This window comes from Paenibacillus sp. VTT E-133280 (assembly GCF_002264385.1).
GTDB lineage: Bacteria > Bacillota > Bacilli > Paenibacillales > Paenibacillaceae > Paenibacillus_AQ > Paenibacillus_AQ nitricinens.
Window position 1 is genome coordinate 15,135 of record NZ_NFUX01000038.1, and the last position, 17,913, is coordinate 33,047.

General features: G+C 46.5%; 13 protein-coding genes. 11 read left to right on the plus strand and 2 right to left on the minus strand.

The genetic code is table 11. From position 1 onward, the window contains the following. The first annotated feature begins 9 nt into the window (after positions 1-9). Positions 10-438 carry an RbsD/FucU family protein gene (locus tag CA600_RS16995; protein WP_094871590.1) on the plus strand — a complete coding sequence of 143 codons (429 nt, stop codon included), beginning with the start codon at positions 10-12 and terminating at the stop codon, positions 436-438. A gap of 3 nt (positions 439-441) precedes the next feature. On the opposite strand, the gene CA600_RS17000 is transcribed toward CA600_RS16995, so the two are convergent. After that, positions 442-1,269 (minus strand): helix-turn-helix domain-containing protein, encoded by an 828-nt coding sequence (locus CA600_RS17000; protein ID WP_094871592.1) that lies wholly within the window; start codon positions 1,267-1,269, stop codon positions 442-444. 146 nt (positions 1,270-1,415) lie between these two features. Between CA600_RS17000 and CA600_RS17005 the strand changes: the two genes are divergently transcribed. After that, on the plus strand, positions 1,416-2,702 hold the full coding sequence (locus tag CA600_RS17005; protein ID WP_094871593.1) for a Gfo/Idh/MocA family protein: 1,287 nt from the start codon (positions 1,416-1,418) through the stop codon (positions 2,700-2,702). A 300-nt stretch (positions 2,703-3,002) separates the two neighbouring features. Here the strand turns inward: CA600_RS17005 and CA600_RS17010 are convergent, their stop codons facing one another. After that, the gene (locus tag CA600_RS17010) at positions 3,003-4,265 is read right to left on the minus strand and encodes a TraB/GumN family protein (protein ID WP_094871595.1); all 1,263 of its coding nucleotides are present in this window, start codon (positions 4,263-4,265) and stop codon (positions 3,003-3,005) included. 258 nt (positions 4,266-4,523) lie between these two features. Between CA600_RS17010 and CA600_RS17015 the strand changes: the two genes are divergently transcribed. The 9 genes from CA600_RS17015 to CA600_RS17055 all read left to right on the plus strand — a co-directional run bounded on the left by CA600_RS17015 (position 4,524) and on the right by CA600_RS17055 (position 17,905). Continuing rightward, positions 4,524-5,645 (plus strand): glycoside hydrolase family 88 protein, encoded by a 1,122-nt coding sequence (locus tag CA600_RS17015; RefSeq protein WP_094871596.1) that lies wholly within the window; start codon positions 4,524-4,526, stop codon positions 5,643-5,645. Beyond that, on the plus strand, positions 5,635-7,797 hold the full coding sequence (locus CA600_RS17020) for an alginate lyase family protein (protein WP_094871598.1): 2,163 nt from the start codon (positions 5,635-5,637) through the stop codon (positions 7,795-7,797). The genes CA600_RS17015 and CA600_RS17020 overlap by 11 nt, the downstream gene beginning before the upstream one ends. Positions 7,798-7,864: 67 nt before the next feature. Continuing rightward, positions 7,865-9,586 carry a sensor histidine kinase gene (locus CA600_RS17025; RefSeq protein WP_094871600.1) on the plus strand — a complete coding sequence of 574 codons (1,722 nt, stop codon included), beginning with the start codon at positions 7,865-7,867 and terminating at the stop codon, positions 9,584-9,586. Further along, the gene (locus tag CA600_RS17030) at positions 9,586-11,169 is read left to right on the plus strand and encodes a response regulator transcription factor (RefSeq protein ID WP_094871601.1); all 1,584 of its coding nucleotides are present in this window, start codon (positions 9,586-9,588) and stop codon (positions 11,167-11,169) included. Before CA600_RS17025 ends, CA600_RS17030 begins: the two co-directional genes overlap by 1 nt. 170 nt (positions 11,170-11,339) lie before the next feature. Further along, positions 11,340-12,269, plus strand: coding sequence for a carbohydrate ABC transporter permease (locus CA600_RS17035; RefSeq protein ID WP_042125419.1), 930 nt, complete (start codon positions 11,340-11,342; stop codon positions 12,267-12,269). A gap of 15 nt (positions 12,270-12,284) precedes the next feature. Continuing rightward, positions 12,285-13,121, plus strand: a complete 837-nt coding sequence (locus CA600_RS17040) for a carbohydrate ABC transporter permease (protein ID WP_042186014.1) — start codon at positions 12,285-12,287, stop codon at positions 13,119-13,121. 144 nt (positions 13,122-13,265) lie between these two features. Next, complete coding sequence (locus tag CA600_RS17045; protein WP_094871603.1) at positions 13,266-14,663, plus strand: ABC transporter substrate-binding protein; 1,398 nt, start codon at positions 13,266-13,268, stop codon at positions 14,661-14,663. A gap of 115 nt (positions 14,664-14,778) precedes the next feature. Beyond that, positions 14,779-16,053: an alpha-L-fucosidase gene (locus CA600_RS17050; protein WP_256989888.1), complete on the plus strand. Its 1,275-nt coding sequence runs from the start codon at positions 14,779-14,781 to the stop codon at positions 16,051-16,053. Positions 16,054-16,078: 25 nt separating this feature from the next. Beyond that, complete coding sequence (locus CA600_RS17055; protein WP_094871604.1) at positions 16,079-17,905, plus strand: glycoside hydrolase family 35 protein; 1,827 nt, start codon at positions 16,079-16,081, stop codon at positions 17,903-17,905. Positions 17,906-17,913 lie beyond the last annotated feature (8 nt).

Below are 17,913 nucleotides of genomic sequence, written 5' to 3' on the forward strand. Positions count from 1 at the left end.
GGTGCTTGGATGTTGAAAAAAATTCCTAAGCTACTCTCTCCGGAACTGGTACGAGTGATGATGGAGATGGGTCATGGTGATGAGCTTGTACTGGCAGATGCTAATTATCCAGGACACTCCTTAAACTCAAAAGTACTAAGATATGATGGCATTGGAATACCTGATCTTTTGGATGCAATATTGGAACTGCTGCCACTTGATCATTATGTGGAACATCAGGTGGCGTTTATGGCTGTGGTTGAGGGAGATCCTACGGTGCCGGTGATCTGGTCCACGTACGAGTCGATAATCGCCAAACATGACGCTGAAGCGACGATTAAATATGAGAAGCGGTTTGATTTCTACAATCGTTCCAAGCAAAGCTACGCTATTGTAGTATCGGGTGAAGAAGCACTCTATGGAAATATTATTATCAAAAAAGGTGTAATCAAGGCCTGATGGTCAGCGATTCTGCTTACGGTATTGCAGAGGTGAGCATTTTGCGATTTGCTTAAACACCCGCCCAAAGTGGGCGATGCTGTCAAATCCTGTATTTTCGGCAATGGTCATGACTTTAGCGTTGGTACTCTGCAAGAGTCGCTGAGCTTCCTTGATCCGAATGTAGTTTAGATATTCAACAGTGGTGAAGCCAGTGGTCTGTTTGAATAAACGGCAAAGATAAGTACTGCTGATGAAAAAAGTGTCGGATAGCTGCTCTAATGTAAGCTTTTCAACATAATGTGCCTGTAAATAATCGATAATTTCGTAGACTTTAAGCTGCTTCTCACTGCTCTCAGGAGCGATGGGCTCGCGGCTTATTTCTTGTACTCTGTTCATTTCAATAAATAACTGGATGAGCAGTGTCTGAAGATAGGGGACTTGCTGTGATCGATGTTCTTCTTGTTCTTTTAGCATGGAGAAGAGGATAGATTCGATGGCTCCTTGTTCATGTACTCCGGGACGCAGAAGTAAGCTTTGTGTAGTTAAAAAAGGAATACTTAGGTCGTAGTTCGCCAACGTTTTTTGCAGAAAGACCTCCTCAAAGTTAATCAATATTCGTTCATGGCGCGCTGAGCCCTTAGAAGTGGTGCGATGGAGTTCATTTTTGTTAATAAATATTAAATCACCTTTGCGTAAGGTATAAATCAGATTATTGATATAATAGCTGCGCTCACCTGCGAGTAAATAATAAATCTCATATGTTTCGTGATAATGGTCGGAATCCATGCTGAATGGACCGGCTCTTTTGATTTGCTCAATGAAAAATGGGGGTTCAAGCACCTGTTCCATTCTATATCTGCCCCTTTCAGATAATGAAGCTAATATATGCATAGTTTTCGTTATTTCTACTAATAATCGCTTAGATTTGGATGTATTTTATACTATAAACTATAAGAAGAAACGGCATCTAAATCAATAGCGATGGAGTGATCCTTGTGTCGAAGAAGAAATATGTATTCGTAGGTACTGGTGGCCGAGCGGAGTTCTTCTATGGTGAGATAACTACGAATTATCGTGAAACTTCAGAAATTGTAGGCTTTTGCGATGTGAATGGGACAAGAATGGATTATGCGAATCGATTACTGAAAGGGAAATATCATTATCATGCGGTTCCTACTTATAAAGCTCATGAGTTTGATCGTATGGTTGAAGAGACCAAGCCGGATGTGGTTATCGTTACGAGTATTGACCGCACACATCACCATTATATTATCCGGGCGATGGAGCTTGGCTGTGATGTGATTTCGGAGAAACCAATGACGGTGGATGAAGAGAAATGTCAGGAAATTCTTGAAGCGATTGAGCGGACGGGGAAAAAACTGCGTGTTACGTTCAATTACCGCTATGCTCCGCATAATACCAAAATCCGTGAATTGATCATGGATGGGGCGATTGGAGAAGTGTTATCCGTCAATTTTGAGTGGCTGCTAAATACGCAGCATGGGGCGGATTACTTCCGCAGATGGCATCGGGATAAACGGAACAGCGGAGGGTTGTTAGTTCATAAATCAACACATCATTTCGATTTGATGAATTTCTGGTTGGGCTCAAGTCCGGATACGATCTATGCCATGGGAGATTTAAGGTTCTATGGCAGAGAGAACGCGGAGAAGCGCGGGGTGACGGAGTTTTATCAGCGTGCCCATGGGAGTAGTGCAGCGGAAAATGATCCCTTTGCGCTTCATCTAAAAGACAACGAGCAGCTTAAGCAGATGTATCTGGATGCCGAGCATGAAGATGGGTACCTGCGAGATCAAAGTGTATTCGGTGATAATATCAGCATTGAGGATACGATGGCAGTCATGGTCAAATACAAAAACAAGACGATTATGAACTATTCACTTAATGCTTATTTGCCTTGGGAGGGCTTCATTGTAGTATTTAACGGGACGAAGGGGCGGATGGAAGTTAAGGTTGTTGAACAGTCCTATGTAAACGCCGGGGGGAAGAAAGAAGATGAAGGGGCACTAAAGGACAAGCAGATCACTGTATTCCCTCATTTTACGCCGCCTTATGAAGTGGAAATTGAAGAAGGCGTTGGGGGACATGGGGGTGGAGATCCGGTCATGCTCCGTGATATTTTTGAACGACCTGTGGAGGATCGGTTTAATCGTGCAGCTTCCCATGTGGATGGGGCGATGTCTATTATGACCGGGATTGCGGCTAATCGTTCGATCGCTACTGGACTGCCGGTGAAGGTGGATCAGTTAATCAAATGGTAGAAGGAAAAAGCTCAAAACCAAAATTAGTAGTAGCCTGTTTGTGAACAAACCGCTGTGGAGTGGAGGGTTCTTACGATCGCTGTTAAAGCCCAATTTCTGGATAGTAGAAAGATTAGTAGTTGAAATTGGTCTTTAAAGGCGAACACTGGCGTTTCTCCAGAATCCCTCCACCCCTCCGCTCTGTCTTCACGTCAATTTACTACTATTTTTAGATTGAGCTAAAAAAGTAAAAATAAAAGGCTGCCTCCAAAGTCATTGTAGATGACTAAGAGACAGCCTTATTTATTTTGGCTATAGAAATTATTGTTTGACGACGTTGAAGCCGTCTTTTTGCAATTGAGTCACAATGCCATCATCACCCAGCATGTGTAGTGCACCAACAATGACAAGATAAGTCGCTTTTTTATCACTATTCAAATATTCTTTTACATGCTTCACCATGTTGGCATTCCGATCCGAAACGAGACCTTTATAGTATTCTGGCTCCTTAGCGACCGCTTGTGTCATAGCTACGAGTGATTGTTCATCCCCCTGCATCCACATTTGGGATAATGCATCCAACGAAGCCGTTGCTGCAGCATTGTCCGTTTGCTTGAGGCTATCGAGTGTATCGAGGAGAAGCTTTTCTTGCAATCCATCTGAGAATTGATTAAACATATTCAGCTGCAATTGCATATTTTCCAATTCAATGATAGGTTTATTCAGTTTGCCTGCCTTCTGTGTGAAATATAGGTCGATCCCCGTATCCGGTGTATAATCTGTCGTTTGCATTTGTAGGCTTGAGATACCTTGAGTAACGACCCATGGCTTATAGGAATCGAATGCATTTCCTGCAAGACCATTCGCTTTCAGAACCGCAACAACTTTGTTATAAGTATCAGCGGATACGTGATCCTTGAGTTTGGTCCCATCTGTATAAGAACCTTTCTCCGCAAGGAACTTTTGCATCTCCGTTTGATCAACCTTTGTTAAGTCAACTTCAACCCCGAGATATTGAGACGCTTCAAAAGCAGCTTCAATTTCCGGGCGTAGCGGGTACATTTTGTCGTTAGCTACATGGATAGAGCCAAGTAGATAGACGGTATTACCGTTGTTCTCCACTTTCCATAAGAATCCGTTGCTACCAGCAGCCTCGTTATTAGCTACAAAGGTGATGGTGCGCTGCGCCGCACTCCATTCTACCTTATAGCCGATCGTTTCACCGATAAAGCGGACAGGAACATAGGTGACATTGTTGATGGTTTTAGGAGCCACCTCTAGTTTTTTCTTCTCCCCGTTTACCGTTGCTGTGGTGCTGCCGATAGTCAGTGAAAGGGCCAGTCCATTTTTGGTCCCCGTTACGGTTTGGGTCTTTTTATTCCAATTCATATTTACATTTAGCTTCTCTAGGAGTGGACGCATAGGAACCAAGGTCGTTCCTTTTTCAACAATTGGGTTAGAATTGCCTAACTTTACTTCTGTTCCATCAATCCACACACCGACAGGCTTTTCAGCCGCATGGGCAGTGGTAAAGACAGACATAACCATGAAAATGGATAAAAATAATGCACCTAGCTTTTTCATTAATAGGACACTCCGTTTCTAAAAAGAATGAAAGTTGTAAGTTACTTTTTGATTTTAACGTATTTTTCCATAAATAGTTATACGTTTTGTTACTATATTGATTTGATGCCTAGGATTGGAAAGCGAACCTGTATCACTTTACTTCGTACAAAAGTCAAAATAATGCACATCAAAGCAAAAATCGCCCCTATTAGATCCTGTTCACTCTCCTTATCATGAAACATAAGAAACGAAGAGCCCGAAGGGAGCAAGGAGCTTATGTGGAGCAGTGCGATTGAAGATGCAATAGAGAAGGTACGTAAGAACATTGACCGATTTGGGGGCAGATTCCCTCATGTCAGCATCAATGGAACTTACCAGCTTAATAACAACGATGATTGGACCAATGGATTCTGGAGCGGCATGTTGTGGTTGTGCTATGAATATACGCAGGATGACAGCTTTCGTATTGCGGCATCTCATACCGTAGAGGATTTCCGGCGCCGTTTCTCGGCAAAGACGGTGCTTGATCATCACGACATCGGTTTTTTGTATTCATTATCCTCCAAGGCCCAGTGGATGATTGATAAAGACGAATCCGCACGTCAGTTGACACTGCAAGCGGCTGATTTACTACTGAAGCGCTGGCGGACAGGCGGCGGTTATATTCAGGCTTGGGGACCTGTGGGAGATGCCAAGGAAGGTGGACGCATCATTATTGATTGTCTGTTGAATCTACCCCTTTTGTACTGGGCGGAACAACAAACTGGTGATTCACTATACCGTCAGGTGGCGGTCATGCAGGCGGATAAAACGAAACGTTATCTGGTGCGGGGAGATGACAGCTCCTACCATACGTTTTTCTTCGACCAGAAGACTGGAGAGCCGATTGGCGGCGCTACACACCAGGGTTATACTAACGGATCGACTTGGACGCGAGGGCAGGCCTGGGGCGTCTACGGTTTTGCATTATCTTATCGCTATACTAAGGATCCGTTGTATTTGGAAACGTCCAAGCGGATGGCCCGTTATTTTTTAGAACATTTACCAGAGGATCATGTCGCTTACTGGGACTTTAATGCTCCAGTGTCTGCGGATACGTACCGGGATAGCTCGGCCTCTGCAATTGTTGCGGCTGGACTGCAGGAACTGCTGGAGCTAATGGAGGAGGAAGATCCCGAACGGGCTTATTTTCATCAAGGATTAATACAGTCGATGACTTCACTTGTGCAGAACTATTCCACGATCGGTGAAGACGCGGAGGGGCTGCTGAAGCACGGCTCTTACCATGTGCGCGGCGGTCTGTCTCCGGATGATTTCATGATCTGGGGAGATTATTTCTACCTCGAAGCGTTGCTGCGGCTGCAAAAAGGCACCAGGGGGTACTGGTATGAACGCTGATGGCCGATCAACCTCTCCCTATGCTGTCTTTACGCTACTCGACCTTGAGTTACCTGCTTTAGCGCCCGTGAAGGATGCGCTCAGCCAAGCACGGCAGGAAGATGCGCTAACTGAATTGCATCGTTATTTGACTAGTCGGAGCATGCCGAGCTGGCGGGCAGAGGACAGTCAGAAACAGCAGCATATCGATTATATACAGCGATATTGCGCAGAAGAGCTGGAAGTCGTAATGAAGACGGCGGATGAAGTTATGGAGCAGACGTTTCTTTTTCGGTTTCCCTGGGATATGGAACGCAGCCGCATTCCGGTCACTTTTGAGGAAGAAATTGACTGGCGTTATATTCCCGATAAGGATGTAGAATGGGCTTATATGCTGAATCGCCACCGCTACTGGGTGGCATTAGGACAAGCGTATGCGATAACAGGTAATGAGGAGTATGCGAGAACATTTTGTTGTCAGCTTGAAGATTGGATGGACCGTAATCCTGTTCCAGACATGCCTACGAATGATACGTTGACTTGGCGCACCATTGAAGCGGGTCTTCGCTGTGCGAACTGGATCAAAGCGCTGTCCTATATACAGGATAGCCCGCTGCTTACACCGACGCTTCTGGCGAAAGTGATGATATCCCTTCATGAACACAGCGAATATTTGTCTTTATCGTTTACGGGCTGGAAGAATATCAGCAATTGGGGAGTTCTGGAGACTTGTGGCTTATTCCAAACCGCGCTCTACTTCCCTGAGTTCACAAGGGCTAAGATTTGGCGACGGCTCGGTGAGGAAAGATTGGGGGAAACGGCTAGAATCCAGGTCATGGCAGACGGTATCCATTGGGAGCAATCGCCCACCTATCATCATGAGGTTCTGGTATGTTTTCTCGACTGCATCCGCTTGGCTCGCATGAATGGACTGGAGCTACAGGCTGAACTTCAACAAAAAGTTCATCAAATGGCCGCCGCTTCCTTGTATTGGGCCAAACCGAATCATCGGCAGCCGATGCTCGGGGATAGCGATGATAGCGATGTCCGTTCGATTTTGACTTATGCAGGTTGGTTGTTTCAAGATTCTGTGCTCCGCTTTGGCGGATACGATCATATGGATTATGACAATGCCTGGTTGTTCGGAACGAGTGGAGTTGAAGGCTACGAGCAGCTGATTGCGGAGGAACCGCCTTACTTGTCGCGCTCTTTCGCACATTCCGGTCATTATGTGATGCGAACGGGTTGGGACGAGCAGGACTTGTATCTATATTTCCACTGCGGGCCGCTTGGGGGTGGACATGGTCACGCGGATTTGCTACATTTCGATCTGCATGCCTTTGGGCGGGATATGCTTACCGACCTGGGCAGATACAACTATAGTGATCACACACCACTCAGAAAAGCGTTAAAAGAAAGCGCTGCCCATAATACGACTACTGTTGACGGAATTGGATTCACTGAAATCACGGATACATGGTCCTTCTCCCAAATTGCGAAGCCGACAGGCAGCAAATGGATCAGCAATCCGGATTTTGATTATGTTGAAGGCAGCCATGATGGCTACCTTCATTTGGATGATCCGGTACACCTGCTAAGGAGGATCATATTCATCAAGCCTTATTACTGGCTTCTGGTCGACAGCTTTAGCTGCCGTCAGGAGCATACGTTTTCCCAGCATTTTCATTTTGCACCCGGAGCGGTTCAGATGGAAGACGAGACATTCATTTGCCGTACAACAAAAGATAGGGAAGCCAATCTTAGCATCATTCCCGTTAATGTTAAAGGACTTCAGGGCAAGATTGATGACGGGGTAATCTCCCGCGAATACAATCTGCTGGAACCCAATCAGCATGCCGTTTATTCCCGAACGGGAAAAGGAACGGTATCGATGATGCAGATGCTGTACCCGCAGCCTTCCGGTGAGCCATTCTGTCCACAGGTTGAACAGGTGCCGATTTACCGCCATACGGGTGAACCTGTGGATGCTGTACAGGCGGAGGCATGCCGCATCAGCTTCCCTGAAAGGAATGAGGAGCATATTATCGTGATCAGCCATAAGCTTCCATCCAGTCACTTGGATTCCTATGTAGTAGAAGATATACAAATATTTGGTGAAGTAGTGCTTATTGTTTTCGCAAACGGTCGAAAGAAAGTCACGGTAATCAGATAATGCATGTATACTGGATAACGGGCTGATAGAATAAAAGAAAAGAGCATGAGAGAGGCGCGGAGAAAACATGTTCAAATTCACTTACTATAGACGTATCCAGGCATCATTTCTTTTGCTGATTTTTATCCCGCTGATTGCAGTATCGATCATCTCCTTTGTGCTTATTCGGGATACGATGGTAGAAAAGCTACAGCTCAGCAACGATAACTTCCTGAACGTTATGATTGACGAACTAAACAAGACCATTGATGATGTGACATTTGCATCGCATTTTATTGTAAACGATACCAATTTTCGCGCCAATCTGAAGGTCTTTGCAGATACCGGGCGACTGAACACCTATCAGGATTACGTACATTTTACGCAAATTCAGGATGTGTTTTCGCTCATCAACTCTAAGCCGCTAAATAATAACATTCGTATGTATTTGGTTAACCGGAAACACTTTGTGATCTCCTCTGGGACTGAGAATTTATCCGTGATTAATGCCAACATGGACAAGCTGATGGGACGTGTCAATATTCACGAACCGGAGACCTTGCAATGGCTTGGGATGGCCGACAGCGGTTCCGGTAAAAGCAGCAGCTACTATATTGCCAGAGTAATCTATGATAGCCGGGAGAAACAGCAGGTGTCCGTGCTTCTCATCTCGATTCCTGATGCCTATTTCAATAAATTACTCGGACCGGTTGAGTTTGGCAAGCTGGCGTTGTTTGATTCCAGAGGAGGTCTGATCGCAGGGAACTCAGAGCTAGCCCCAGAAGGCAAGGCAGATAGAGGGAGCGTGCGTACGGCCAGAGCCATCGACAAATCCAATTGGGAGCTGGTCTATGAAGCTTCAGAGAAAGAATGGTCGGGCCAGATTTCGCGAACTTTTTATAGTGGTATTGGTTTAGTGCTTCTCTTGTTTATTGTCTTTTCCGCCACTTCCATGCTGATTGCCAAAAGATTGCATAGTCCGATCATGAAGCTACAGCGCGTTGTGCGCCAGTTCGGAATGGGGAATCTTGATGTCAGGCTGGAGGTCAAGGGCAAGGATGAAATCGCTGAGCTGGGGCAGACATTGAATACTATGCTGGATCAACTGCAAGGATTGATTCACGACATCGAGCTGGAGCAAGAACAGAAGCGAGTGATGGAACTTGAGGCCCTGTTTATGCAGATTCGTCCCCACTTTTTGATCAACACGTTGAATTCGATCAAATGTAGTCTTATTTTGGCTAAAGATAAGCTGCACAGCGGGATCATTGATTCGCTAATGAGTCTTCTCCGTGCCTATTTGAAGGTCAATGAACCGGCTACCTTACGGGAAGAATGCAGACTGCTTGGCCATTATATCGACATCATGAAGATCCGCAACGAAATCCCTCTTGAACTGGAGGTCGATCTGGAAGCGGATACAGAGAAGCTCATCGTTCCTAAACTTATTCTGCAGCCTCTCGTAGAGAATGCGATCGTTCACGGTCTAGTTGACCACCCGGCACCGCGTATTGTCGTACGTGCCCGAACGATTACTGATGGGATTATGATTGAAGTCGAAGACAATGGCTGCGGAGCAGGGGCAGAAATTCTGGCAGGACTGAACCGCAGATTGCTCTACAAGGACGATGAACAGGATGGAGCTTATCAAAGGGTCGGTTTAATTAACGTGGTCCAAAGACTGAGGCTGACCTATGGTCAGGATACCCGCTTGTCGCTTCATAATTTGCCGCAAGGTGGGGTGTCCGTTTCTCTGTATTTGCCGCAAGGCAATCATCAGGTTAATCTGCCCGAGAGAGAGGGATATTGATGTATAAAGTGATGCTCATAGATGATGATGTTCCTATGCTCAAAGTGCTTCAGCAGATGATTGACTGGGAAGCACATAGCTTGCAGATTGTCGGCAGCACCTATTCCAGTGCCAAGGCGTTATTAATGTTTGAGGAAGTGCAGCCCGACATCGTGATCACGGATATAGGCTTGCCGCAAAAGAACGGGATTGAGCTGGCCGATTACTTTACCCGGATGAAGCCGGAGGTCAGAATTATTTTCCTGACCTGTCATGAGGATTTCCATTATGCTCAGCAAGCGGTAAAGCTGAAGGTGGATGACTATTTAATCAAGGACCAGCTTACAGACGAGCAACTGGAGAAAAGCCTTGCCAAGTCTGTACGCTTGCTTAAATCGAAGATCGGGTTAATCAAGCATGGGGAGACGGGTTACAACAGCCAGCTATTCCGGCAGAATCTGCTGCAAAGGGTGATTGGCGGCGCTCCGCCCGAAACCACGTTAGCCTATGCGACGCAAATCGGCATATCCTGGACGTACCCGTGGTTCATGCTGGGCACGGTCAGTATTCACTTTTCCAGTTTCGAGAAGAGGTACAAGCAGAGCGAGTATCCACTTATTTTATATGCCATTTACAATATAGCCTTAGAGCTGTCCGAAGCGTGTGAGGGGATTACGCCTTTTTTGGAGCAGAAGAATATTGTGATTCTGTATAATTACCGTGTGAATCTGGCGCAGAATGCCAGTCTTTATTTTCATGATTATTTACAGCGATTGTGTTCTGAGTGCTCCCATCTCCTTAAGATTCAACCGGGCATCATTGCAGTCACTGAGAAAATAGAGCTACAGGCGATCGGACAGATTCATCGGCAAATTGTCCAGGACAAGTGCGAGTTTTATGCGAGTGCGGATTACACAGTTCTGGATACTCTGCAAATCGCTACTCCTCGCTTCCAGCCTGCTCCTCAAGGATTTCTGGATAGTTATATCCCGCAGATGGAACGGGCCGTGATTAAAAATGATCTTGAAGCCATCCGTGGCACTCTTCAGGAAATCGCTAGGACTGCAAAAGTTATGGCTATCCATCCGGGAGATTTCGTCCGGGATTTATCCTTTATGCTCCGCGGGATCGAGCTGATGTTCACTAGCCTAACATTCGATGAGGATCTGTTCGTCTATCTCGTGCAAACCCGCACACTGGAGGATACGATGGAACTGGTGGAAAGAAAGCTTGTGCAGATTACAGGCAACAAACAGCAGGTGGCGGGAACTCCCCCGCAGGAGCCCAAGCTGCAGCTTATCCAGCAATTTATCGATCAGCATCTTGGCGATAACATCACTTCAATCGATATGGCACGTTATCTCTTTCTGGACCCGAGCTATTTCTCGCGTTATTTCAAACGCATGACAGGTCTGACCTTTACGGACTATGTACATCAGCACAAGATGAAGGTTGCGACCAAAATGCTGAAAATCTCCAGCCAGAACCTGGAATCGCTAGCCGTTGGTCTGGGATATTCGGACAGAACCTATTTTTCAAAAGTGTTTAAAAAATATGTGGGAACAACGCCGAGCGAATATAAATCCAAACACTCGGTACGCTGAGAAGATTAATGCCTATCGTTCTGAACAGAGCCGCCGCCCCTCCCGGGCGGTCTTTTTATTGTCAGCGGACAAAGGTCAAAATCTTGCACATCTCGGGTCATAATCACTCCTTCATGCGGAAGGCAGATATATTACTATAATGACAAATCAAATTGTCGAGGTGATACAACGTGGAGGCTGCAAAACAACCTGTGCCAAAAATTCTGCAGGAGAAGCGGAAGTTCTGGACTCCGCAGCGGAAAGAGGCTTTGACCGGGTGGCTGTTTCTAGCTCCGGAAATTGTCGGAATGCTTTTTCTTAATGTATTTGCACTTGGATTCTCACTTTATTTAAGCTTCTCGAAATGGGATCTATTGTCGGGGGTTCAAGGGATCGAGTTTATCGGATTGGATAACTATATCAAAATGTTCCATGATCCGAGCATCATTCAAGCTTTGAAGAACAATGCTATTTATATGATTATGACCGTGCCGATACCGATTGCGATTGCTTTGGTGCTGGCGGCATTGATTCAAAATAGTGTATTTCTTAAAAATTATTTCAAAGTTGCCTTCTTTATCCCTTATATTTCTTCGATTATTGCAATTGCCGCTGTATGGAGCGCATTGTTCCATCCATCCCTTGGACCGATTAATCAGTTCTTGATGGAGCTTGGAATTTCCAGCCCTCCAAAATGGCTGGTGGATCCAAAGACCTCGCTGTTATCGATTGCCATTATCAGTTCTTGGGCGAGTCTGGGTTACACCATTATTATCTATATGGCCGGCTTGACGAATATTTCCGATGAAATCTACGAGGCTGCAGAAATAGACGGAGCCAGCGCACTGAAAAAATTCTTTGCCATCACGGTTCCGATGCTGCGTCCAACCACGTTCTTCTTACTTATAACCATGCTGATCGGCTCGTTTAAGGTGTTCGACATCATCGCCTTTTTGACCGAAGGCGGCCCGAACAATTCTTCTACCGTGCTTGTGTTCAGGATCTATGAGGAAGGGTTCAAATACTACAACATGGGCTATGCTTCTGCAATTTCCTGGCTGCTATTCGCCGTCATAGGCTTGATCACCGCAGCTACTTGGAAAATGAGAAATGAAGAATAAAGGGGGGAGATTAACATGCAACTGATTAGAAAAAATATGTCCAGAGTGATCACTACCTGCATCATGGGGGCTTTGTCCATTGTATTTCTTATTCCTCTGATCTGGATGATTTCCGCAGCCTTTAAATATGAGAAAGATGTTATGCGCTTCCCGATCCAATGGATTCCCGAGAAGATCAATGTAGCGTATAATTTCAAGATGGTTTGGATGGGACGAGTACCTTTTTCTCATTTCTATTTAAATTCCTTTAAAGTTGCGATTATTACAACCTTAATTACACTTATCATATCATCTATGTCGGCGTACGCCTTGACCAAAATCAAGTTTAAAGGACGAAATATGGTATTTCTGGCGCTGCTGTCGTTCATGATTATACCTGACCAGGCCACACTGATTCCGCGCTTTCTGCTGATTCGCTGGTTCGGTCTTTATGATACTCATGCTGCAATCATATTAATGAGTATGTTCTCCATCTACTTCACGTTCCTGCTGCGGCAATTTATGATTGGTGTCAGCGACGAATATATTGAAGCGGCGCGAATTGACGGTGCAGGCCATTTACGGATATTCTGGTCTATCATTATTCCGCTCTGCAAGCCGGTGCTCGCTACGGTGGCGATCATCAAATTTATCTGGACCTGGAATGATTACCAGAATCCGCTGATCTTCTTACTAAATAAGAATTTGTACACTATCCCACTCGGTATGACACTGTTCCGGGACGATTATTCGAACAACTATGCGATTATGATGACGGCAGCGGTGTCTGCGATCATCCCTCTGGTCATTGTGTTCATTGCCTTACAGAAGCAAGTCATTAACGGGATTTCCTTAGGTGGTGTAAAGGGCTGATCAAGCAGCTGCACCAAAAGATGGGGAAAAGTCAAAAATGTAATCCTACAACAGCAAAATTGTGCACTTGGCCTGTATAGCAGGTGCCTATAATAAGAAATGAACAAGGCACTATACTTAAAATTCAGTGCGGGGGGAAATAAAATGAAAACAAAGAGCAAAAAAGGATTATCCGTTGTATTAGGCTCCATGCTAGCGGTTTCCTTAACGCTAAGCGCTTGTGGTAATTCCGGCAATACGGCCGAGAATGGCAGTGCTGACGCAAGTGCAAATGCAGGGAATGCTAAGGCGGACAAGCAGGTCGCCATCAAGTATTACAACTGGGACAATGAAGCGCAGTCGGCAGGAACCGATGCTATGCTGAAGGAATTTATGGATCAGAACCCGGACATCAAGGTAGAGCATGTGACACTCGTTCCTGGGGATTCCGTAGAAATGCTGAAGAAACTTGACTTCCTGATTTCTTCCGGCGAAGCGATTGACGTTGTGCAGGTACCAAGCCTTGGCGGTGTGCTTGAACGGGCGACTCGGGGAGCGCTTGCCCCGCTGAATGAATTCTATGAGAAGGATAACCTCGTTCCTGAGGATGAATATTATGTAAACGCTAAGGTCGATAGCAAATATTATGGGATGCAATACACTAAGAGCAGCAACTATGTGATGCTGAACAAGGACGCGCTGGATGAAGCGGGGTTGCCTGTCCCTACTTTTGGCTGGACATGGGATGACTACCGCGACTATGCTAAAAAATTGACTAAAGGCGAAGGTGTGGACAAACGTTACGGCACATACTTTCACACTTGGGAGCTATACATGAATGCTCCAGCCCAAACGATGATGAAAGATCCGTTCGTATATGATGATGGAACAACCATTTTCGCGGATCCAACCTATAAATATTTCTTCCAGCTACGTAAAGACATGGAGTCGGTTGATAAGTCTGCAAAATCTTATGCGGATGCTCTTGCTGCAAAGCTCAACTACCGGACTGAATTCTTCAATGAAGAAGCTGCTATGATTCTGGCAGGGAACTGGACGATTGCTGACCCAGGTAATACAGAGCAGTACCCACATGGATTTAAGACAGCCTTTGCTCCGGTTCCGGTACCTCCGGCAGGATCGGAACCGAAAGAATATGAAGGCAAATACTTCACCAGCGGCAACATGCTGGCGATGGGTGCAACTTCGAAGAACAAAGAAGCTTCCTTTAAACTGATGAGATTCATGTCAACGGCTGTTAGTGATAACAGACTGGAATTCTCCGGCTATAAAAAAGCTGACAATGAGGCTCTACTGACTAAATTAGTTGCTGGAAAAGAAGATATGTATGATATGGATTCACTCAAATATACACTCTTCGATAGCGGAATTCAGTTCCTCGACGGTGCGCAGGTGATGACGACGGCGACTTCCGAGTTGACCAAAGTTATCGATGACGGGTTCAGCAGATTTATGCTCGGCAATGAATCAGTGGATAAAGTGCAGCAATGGATGGTTGATGAAGCAACGAAAATCATCAATGAAAAAGGCGTCATCAAATAAATAGGCAATAAGCGAGGTATCCCAAGTTGGGGACGGGGCTTTGGAAGGTCATCAACCGGCTTTCCAAAGCCTTATTTATACATTGGGCTACACAAATATATGGGAGAGTATAAAAATGATGGAAAGTATTTCTTCAAAGAACAAGTCCGAAGAGCAAGCAGCGTTGCCTTCCAGAGAGCAGATGGCTTGGCAAGACCTGGAGCTGGGGATGTTCTGCCATTTTGGTATCAATACATTTTGCGATCAGGAGTGGGGAGAAGGCGGCGATTCACCTGCCGTTTTTAATCCGCTTGAGCTGGATGCCCGCCAATGGGTTAGTACAGCCAAAGAAGCTGGATTCCGTTATTTTATACTGACGGCTAAGCATCATGACGGCTTCTGCCTGTGGCCGACTGCGACAAGCACCTATTCTGTGGCTTCCAGTCCATGGAAAAAAGGACGCGGCGATATCGTTAAGGAGTGCGCAGAAGCTTGCCGGGAACTTGGGGTCGGCTTTGGCATTTATTTGTCTCCATGGGACAGACATGAGCCATGTTATGCGGATCCGCAAGCGTACGATGATTTCTATGCCCTGCAATTGCAGGAATTACTTACGGGATATGGTCCGCTTACGGAGATTTGGTTCGACGGTGCAGGATCAGAGGGACGCAATTATGATTGGCGGCGGATTATGGAGCTGATTAAGCTCCATCAGCCAAGCGCTATGGTGTTTAATATGGGAGCACCAACGATTCGCTGGGTTGGCAATGAGGAGGGGGTTGCTCCTTATCCATGCTGGAACACTGCGAATACCGCAAGGGGGAGCATGTTCAGTGAAGCTTCGCTAAACTGGCTGCCCGGAACACCGAAGTGGGTGCCTGCGGAATGCGATGTGCCTATCCGTAAAGACCGTTGGTTCTGGCATCCTGAGGAAGAGCATTTGCTGCTGTCCCTAGAACAGCTAATGGACATTTATTATCGTTCGGTTGGGCATGGGGCGACTTTGCTGCTCAATGTGGCGCCTGACAACCGCGGGCTGTTTCCGGAGGCCGATGTGCAGCGTCTGCTGGAATTCGGTAAGGAGATTAAGCATAGATTCGGCGAGGCTCTGGCGGTAACGACAGGCACTGGAGAGCTTATTGAGCTGGAACTGCCTGCGGCTGCTGTGATTGACCATGCCGAGATGATGGAGGACATTGCTTACGGAGAGCGGGTGGAAAGCTATGTACTGGAAGCGTACAGCAATGGGGAGTGGCTGGAGTTAAAGCGCTGTAGCGCGATTGGCCATAAGAAAATTGACGCTTTCCCTCCAGTATATGCAGAAAAAATACGGCTGCGGGTGATGGAAGCTTCCGCAAGTGCCGAGATCAGACGGCTTGCCGTTTATCACTGTGGAGAAACGATAGAATAGATGTTGAAAAAGGAGGTTGTAGAGTATGAGCCTACTCACTTGGAACGATGGACACTATTTGCTGGACGGACAGCCTTACCGGATCGTATCGGGAGCCATTCATTATTTTCGGGTTGTGCCTGAATACTGGAAGGACCGGCTGCTGAAATTGAAAGCCTGCGGATTCAATACCGTGGAGACCTACATCGCCTGGAATATGCATGAACCTAAAGAAGGGGAGTTCGTATTTGATGGCATGGCCGATGTGGTCTTTTTTATTGAACTGGCCGGAGAGCTTGGGCTCCATGTAATTGTCAGACCAAGTCCATTCATCTGTGCGGAATGGGAGTTCGGAGGTCTGCCGGCCTGGCTGCTGGCTTACAGTGAACTTCAGCTTCGCTGTTGTGATCCTCTTTATTTAAGCAAAGTGGACAGGTATTACGATGAGCTGATTCCTCGGCTGGTTCCTCTGCTCTCCACACATGGCGGGCCGATTCTGGCCGTCCAGGTAGAGAATGAATATGGCAGCTATGGCAATGACAGTAGTTACCTGAGATATATGCGTAATGGACTCCTCAGCAGAGGGGTCGATGTGTTGCTCTTTACCTCCGACGGACCAACCGATGAAATGTTGCTCGGCGGAACACTGGAAGATGTGCATGCTACAGTCAATTTTGGCTCCTGTGCAGAGGAATCCTTCCGCAAATACCGGGAATACCGATCTGAAGAGCCGCTGATGGTGATGGAATATTGGAATGGCTGGTTCGATCATTGGATGGAGGATCATCATGTGCGCGATGCTGAAGATGTAGCTGGCGTTCTGGATGATATCCTGACGCCCGGCTCCTCACTCAATATGTACATGTTCCACGGAGGGACCAATTTTGGCTTCTTTAATGGGGCGAATCATATCGTCGCCTACGAGCCGACGACTACAAGCTATGATTATGATGCCCCGCTCACGGAATGGGGAGATATGACAGCGAAATTTGAAGCTGTTCGGTCGGTACTGGGCAAACATGGATTTGCACCGACTTGTCCGCTCCCTGAGCCGATTCCGAAGATTTCCTACGGGAAAGTTGCCTTGATGGAAAGAGCGGAACTGACTTCCAATTTGGCAAAGTTATCCGAGCCGGTGAATAGTGTGTGTGTGCAGCCGATGGAAAAGCTAGGACAATCTTATGGGTTTATATTGTACAGCACTTATGTGCAGGGACCACGGTCCAGGCAGAAGCTTTACATCGAGGGCGTGCGTGATCGGGCGCAGGTCTTCCTGGATGGACAGGTACTTGGGGTAATTGAACGCTGGAATCCGCAGCCACTTGAACTTTCCATTCCTGCTGGGGGAGCGCAGCTGGATATTCTCGTCGAGAATATGGGGCGGATCAATTATGGGCCGCTCATTCGTGATCCTAAAGGGATCTTAGATGGGGTTAGAATCGATAACCAGCTGCAATATAACTGGACGATCCGTACACTGCCACTGGAATCTGGATCGCTAGATTTACTTGTGTATAAGGAACCTCCGGTGGAGCAGCAGGAAGCTACGACACCTTCGGATCTACCTGGATTTTACCGGGGCAGCTTCGAGGCGGAGGAAATAGGGGATACCTTTCTAAGATTCGATGGATGGAACAAAGGGGTTGCCTGGATTAACGGGTTTAATCTGGGCCGCTACTGGAACGCAGGACCGCAAAGGGCGCTATATATCCCCGGTCCATTGCTGCGCAAAGGTCGTAATGAACTGGTTCTTTTTGAACTGCACGTCTGTGCGGAGACATGCGAAGTTGAGCTTGTGAATTGCCCTGATCTGGGAAAAACTTCGGCCGTCGACGATGCCGTGCTGAATTTTGTACAGGAAGATAATGTGTAGATATTTTT

Bases quoted from the DNA above. Each gene is read 5' to 3' on its own strand.
- CA600_RS17050 (WP_256989888.1), top strand. From the start codon at position 14,779: ATGATGGAAAGTATTTCTTCAAAGAACAAGTCCGAAGAGCAAGCAGCG.
- CA600_RS17045 (WP_094871603.1), top strand. From the start codon at position 13,266: ATGAAAACAAAGAGCAAAAAAGGATTATCCGTTGTATTAGGCTCCATG.
- CA600_RS17015 (WP_094871596.1), top strand. From the start codon at position 4,524: ATGTGGAGCAGTGCGATTGAAGATGCAATAGAGAAGGTACGTAAGAAC.
- CA600_RS16995 (WP_094871590.1), top strand. From the start codon at position 10: ATGTTGAAAAAAATTCCTAAGCTACTCTCTCCGGAACTGGTACGAGTG.
- CA600_RS17030 (WP_094871601.1), top strand. From the start codon at position 9,586: ATGTATAAAGTGATGCTCATAGATGATGATGTTCCTATGCTCAAAGTG.
- CA600_RS17040 (WP_042186014.1), top strand. From the start codon at position 12,285: ATGCAACTGATTAGAAAAAATATGTCCAGAGTGATCACTACCTGCATC.
- CA600_RS17020 (WP_094871598.1), top strand. From the start codon at position 5,635: ATGAACGCTGATGGCCGATCAACCTCTCCCTATGCTGTCTTTACGCTA.
- CA600_RS17025 (WP_094871600.1), top strand. From the start codon at position 7,865: ATGTTCAAATTCACTTACTATAGACGTATCCAGGCATCATTTCTTTTG.
- CA600_RS17010 (WP_094871595.1), bottom strand. From the start codon at position 4,265: ATGAAAAAGCTAGGTGCATTATTTTTATCCATTTTCATGGTTATGTCT.
- CA600_RS17055 (WP_094871604.1), top strand. From the start codon at position 16,079: ATGAGCCTACTCACTTGGAACGATGGACACTATTTGCTGGACGGACAG.
- CA600_RS17000 (WP_094871592.1), bottom strand. From the start codon at position 1,269: ATGGAACAGGTGCTTGAACCCCCATTTTTCATTGAGCAAATCAAAAGA.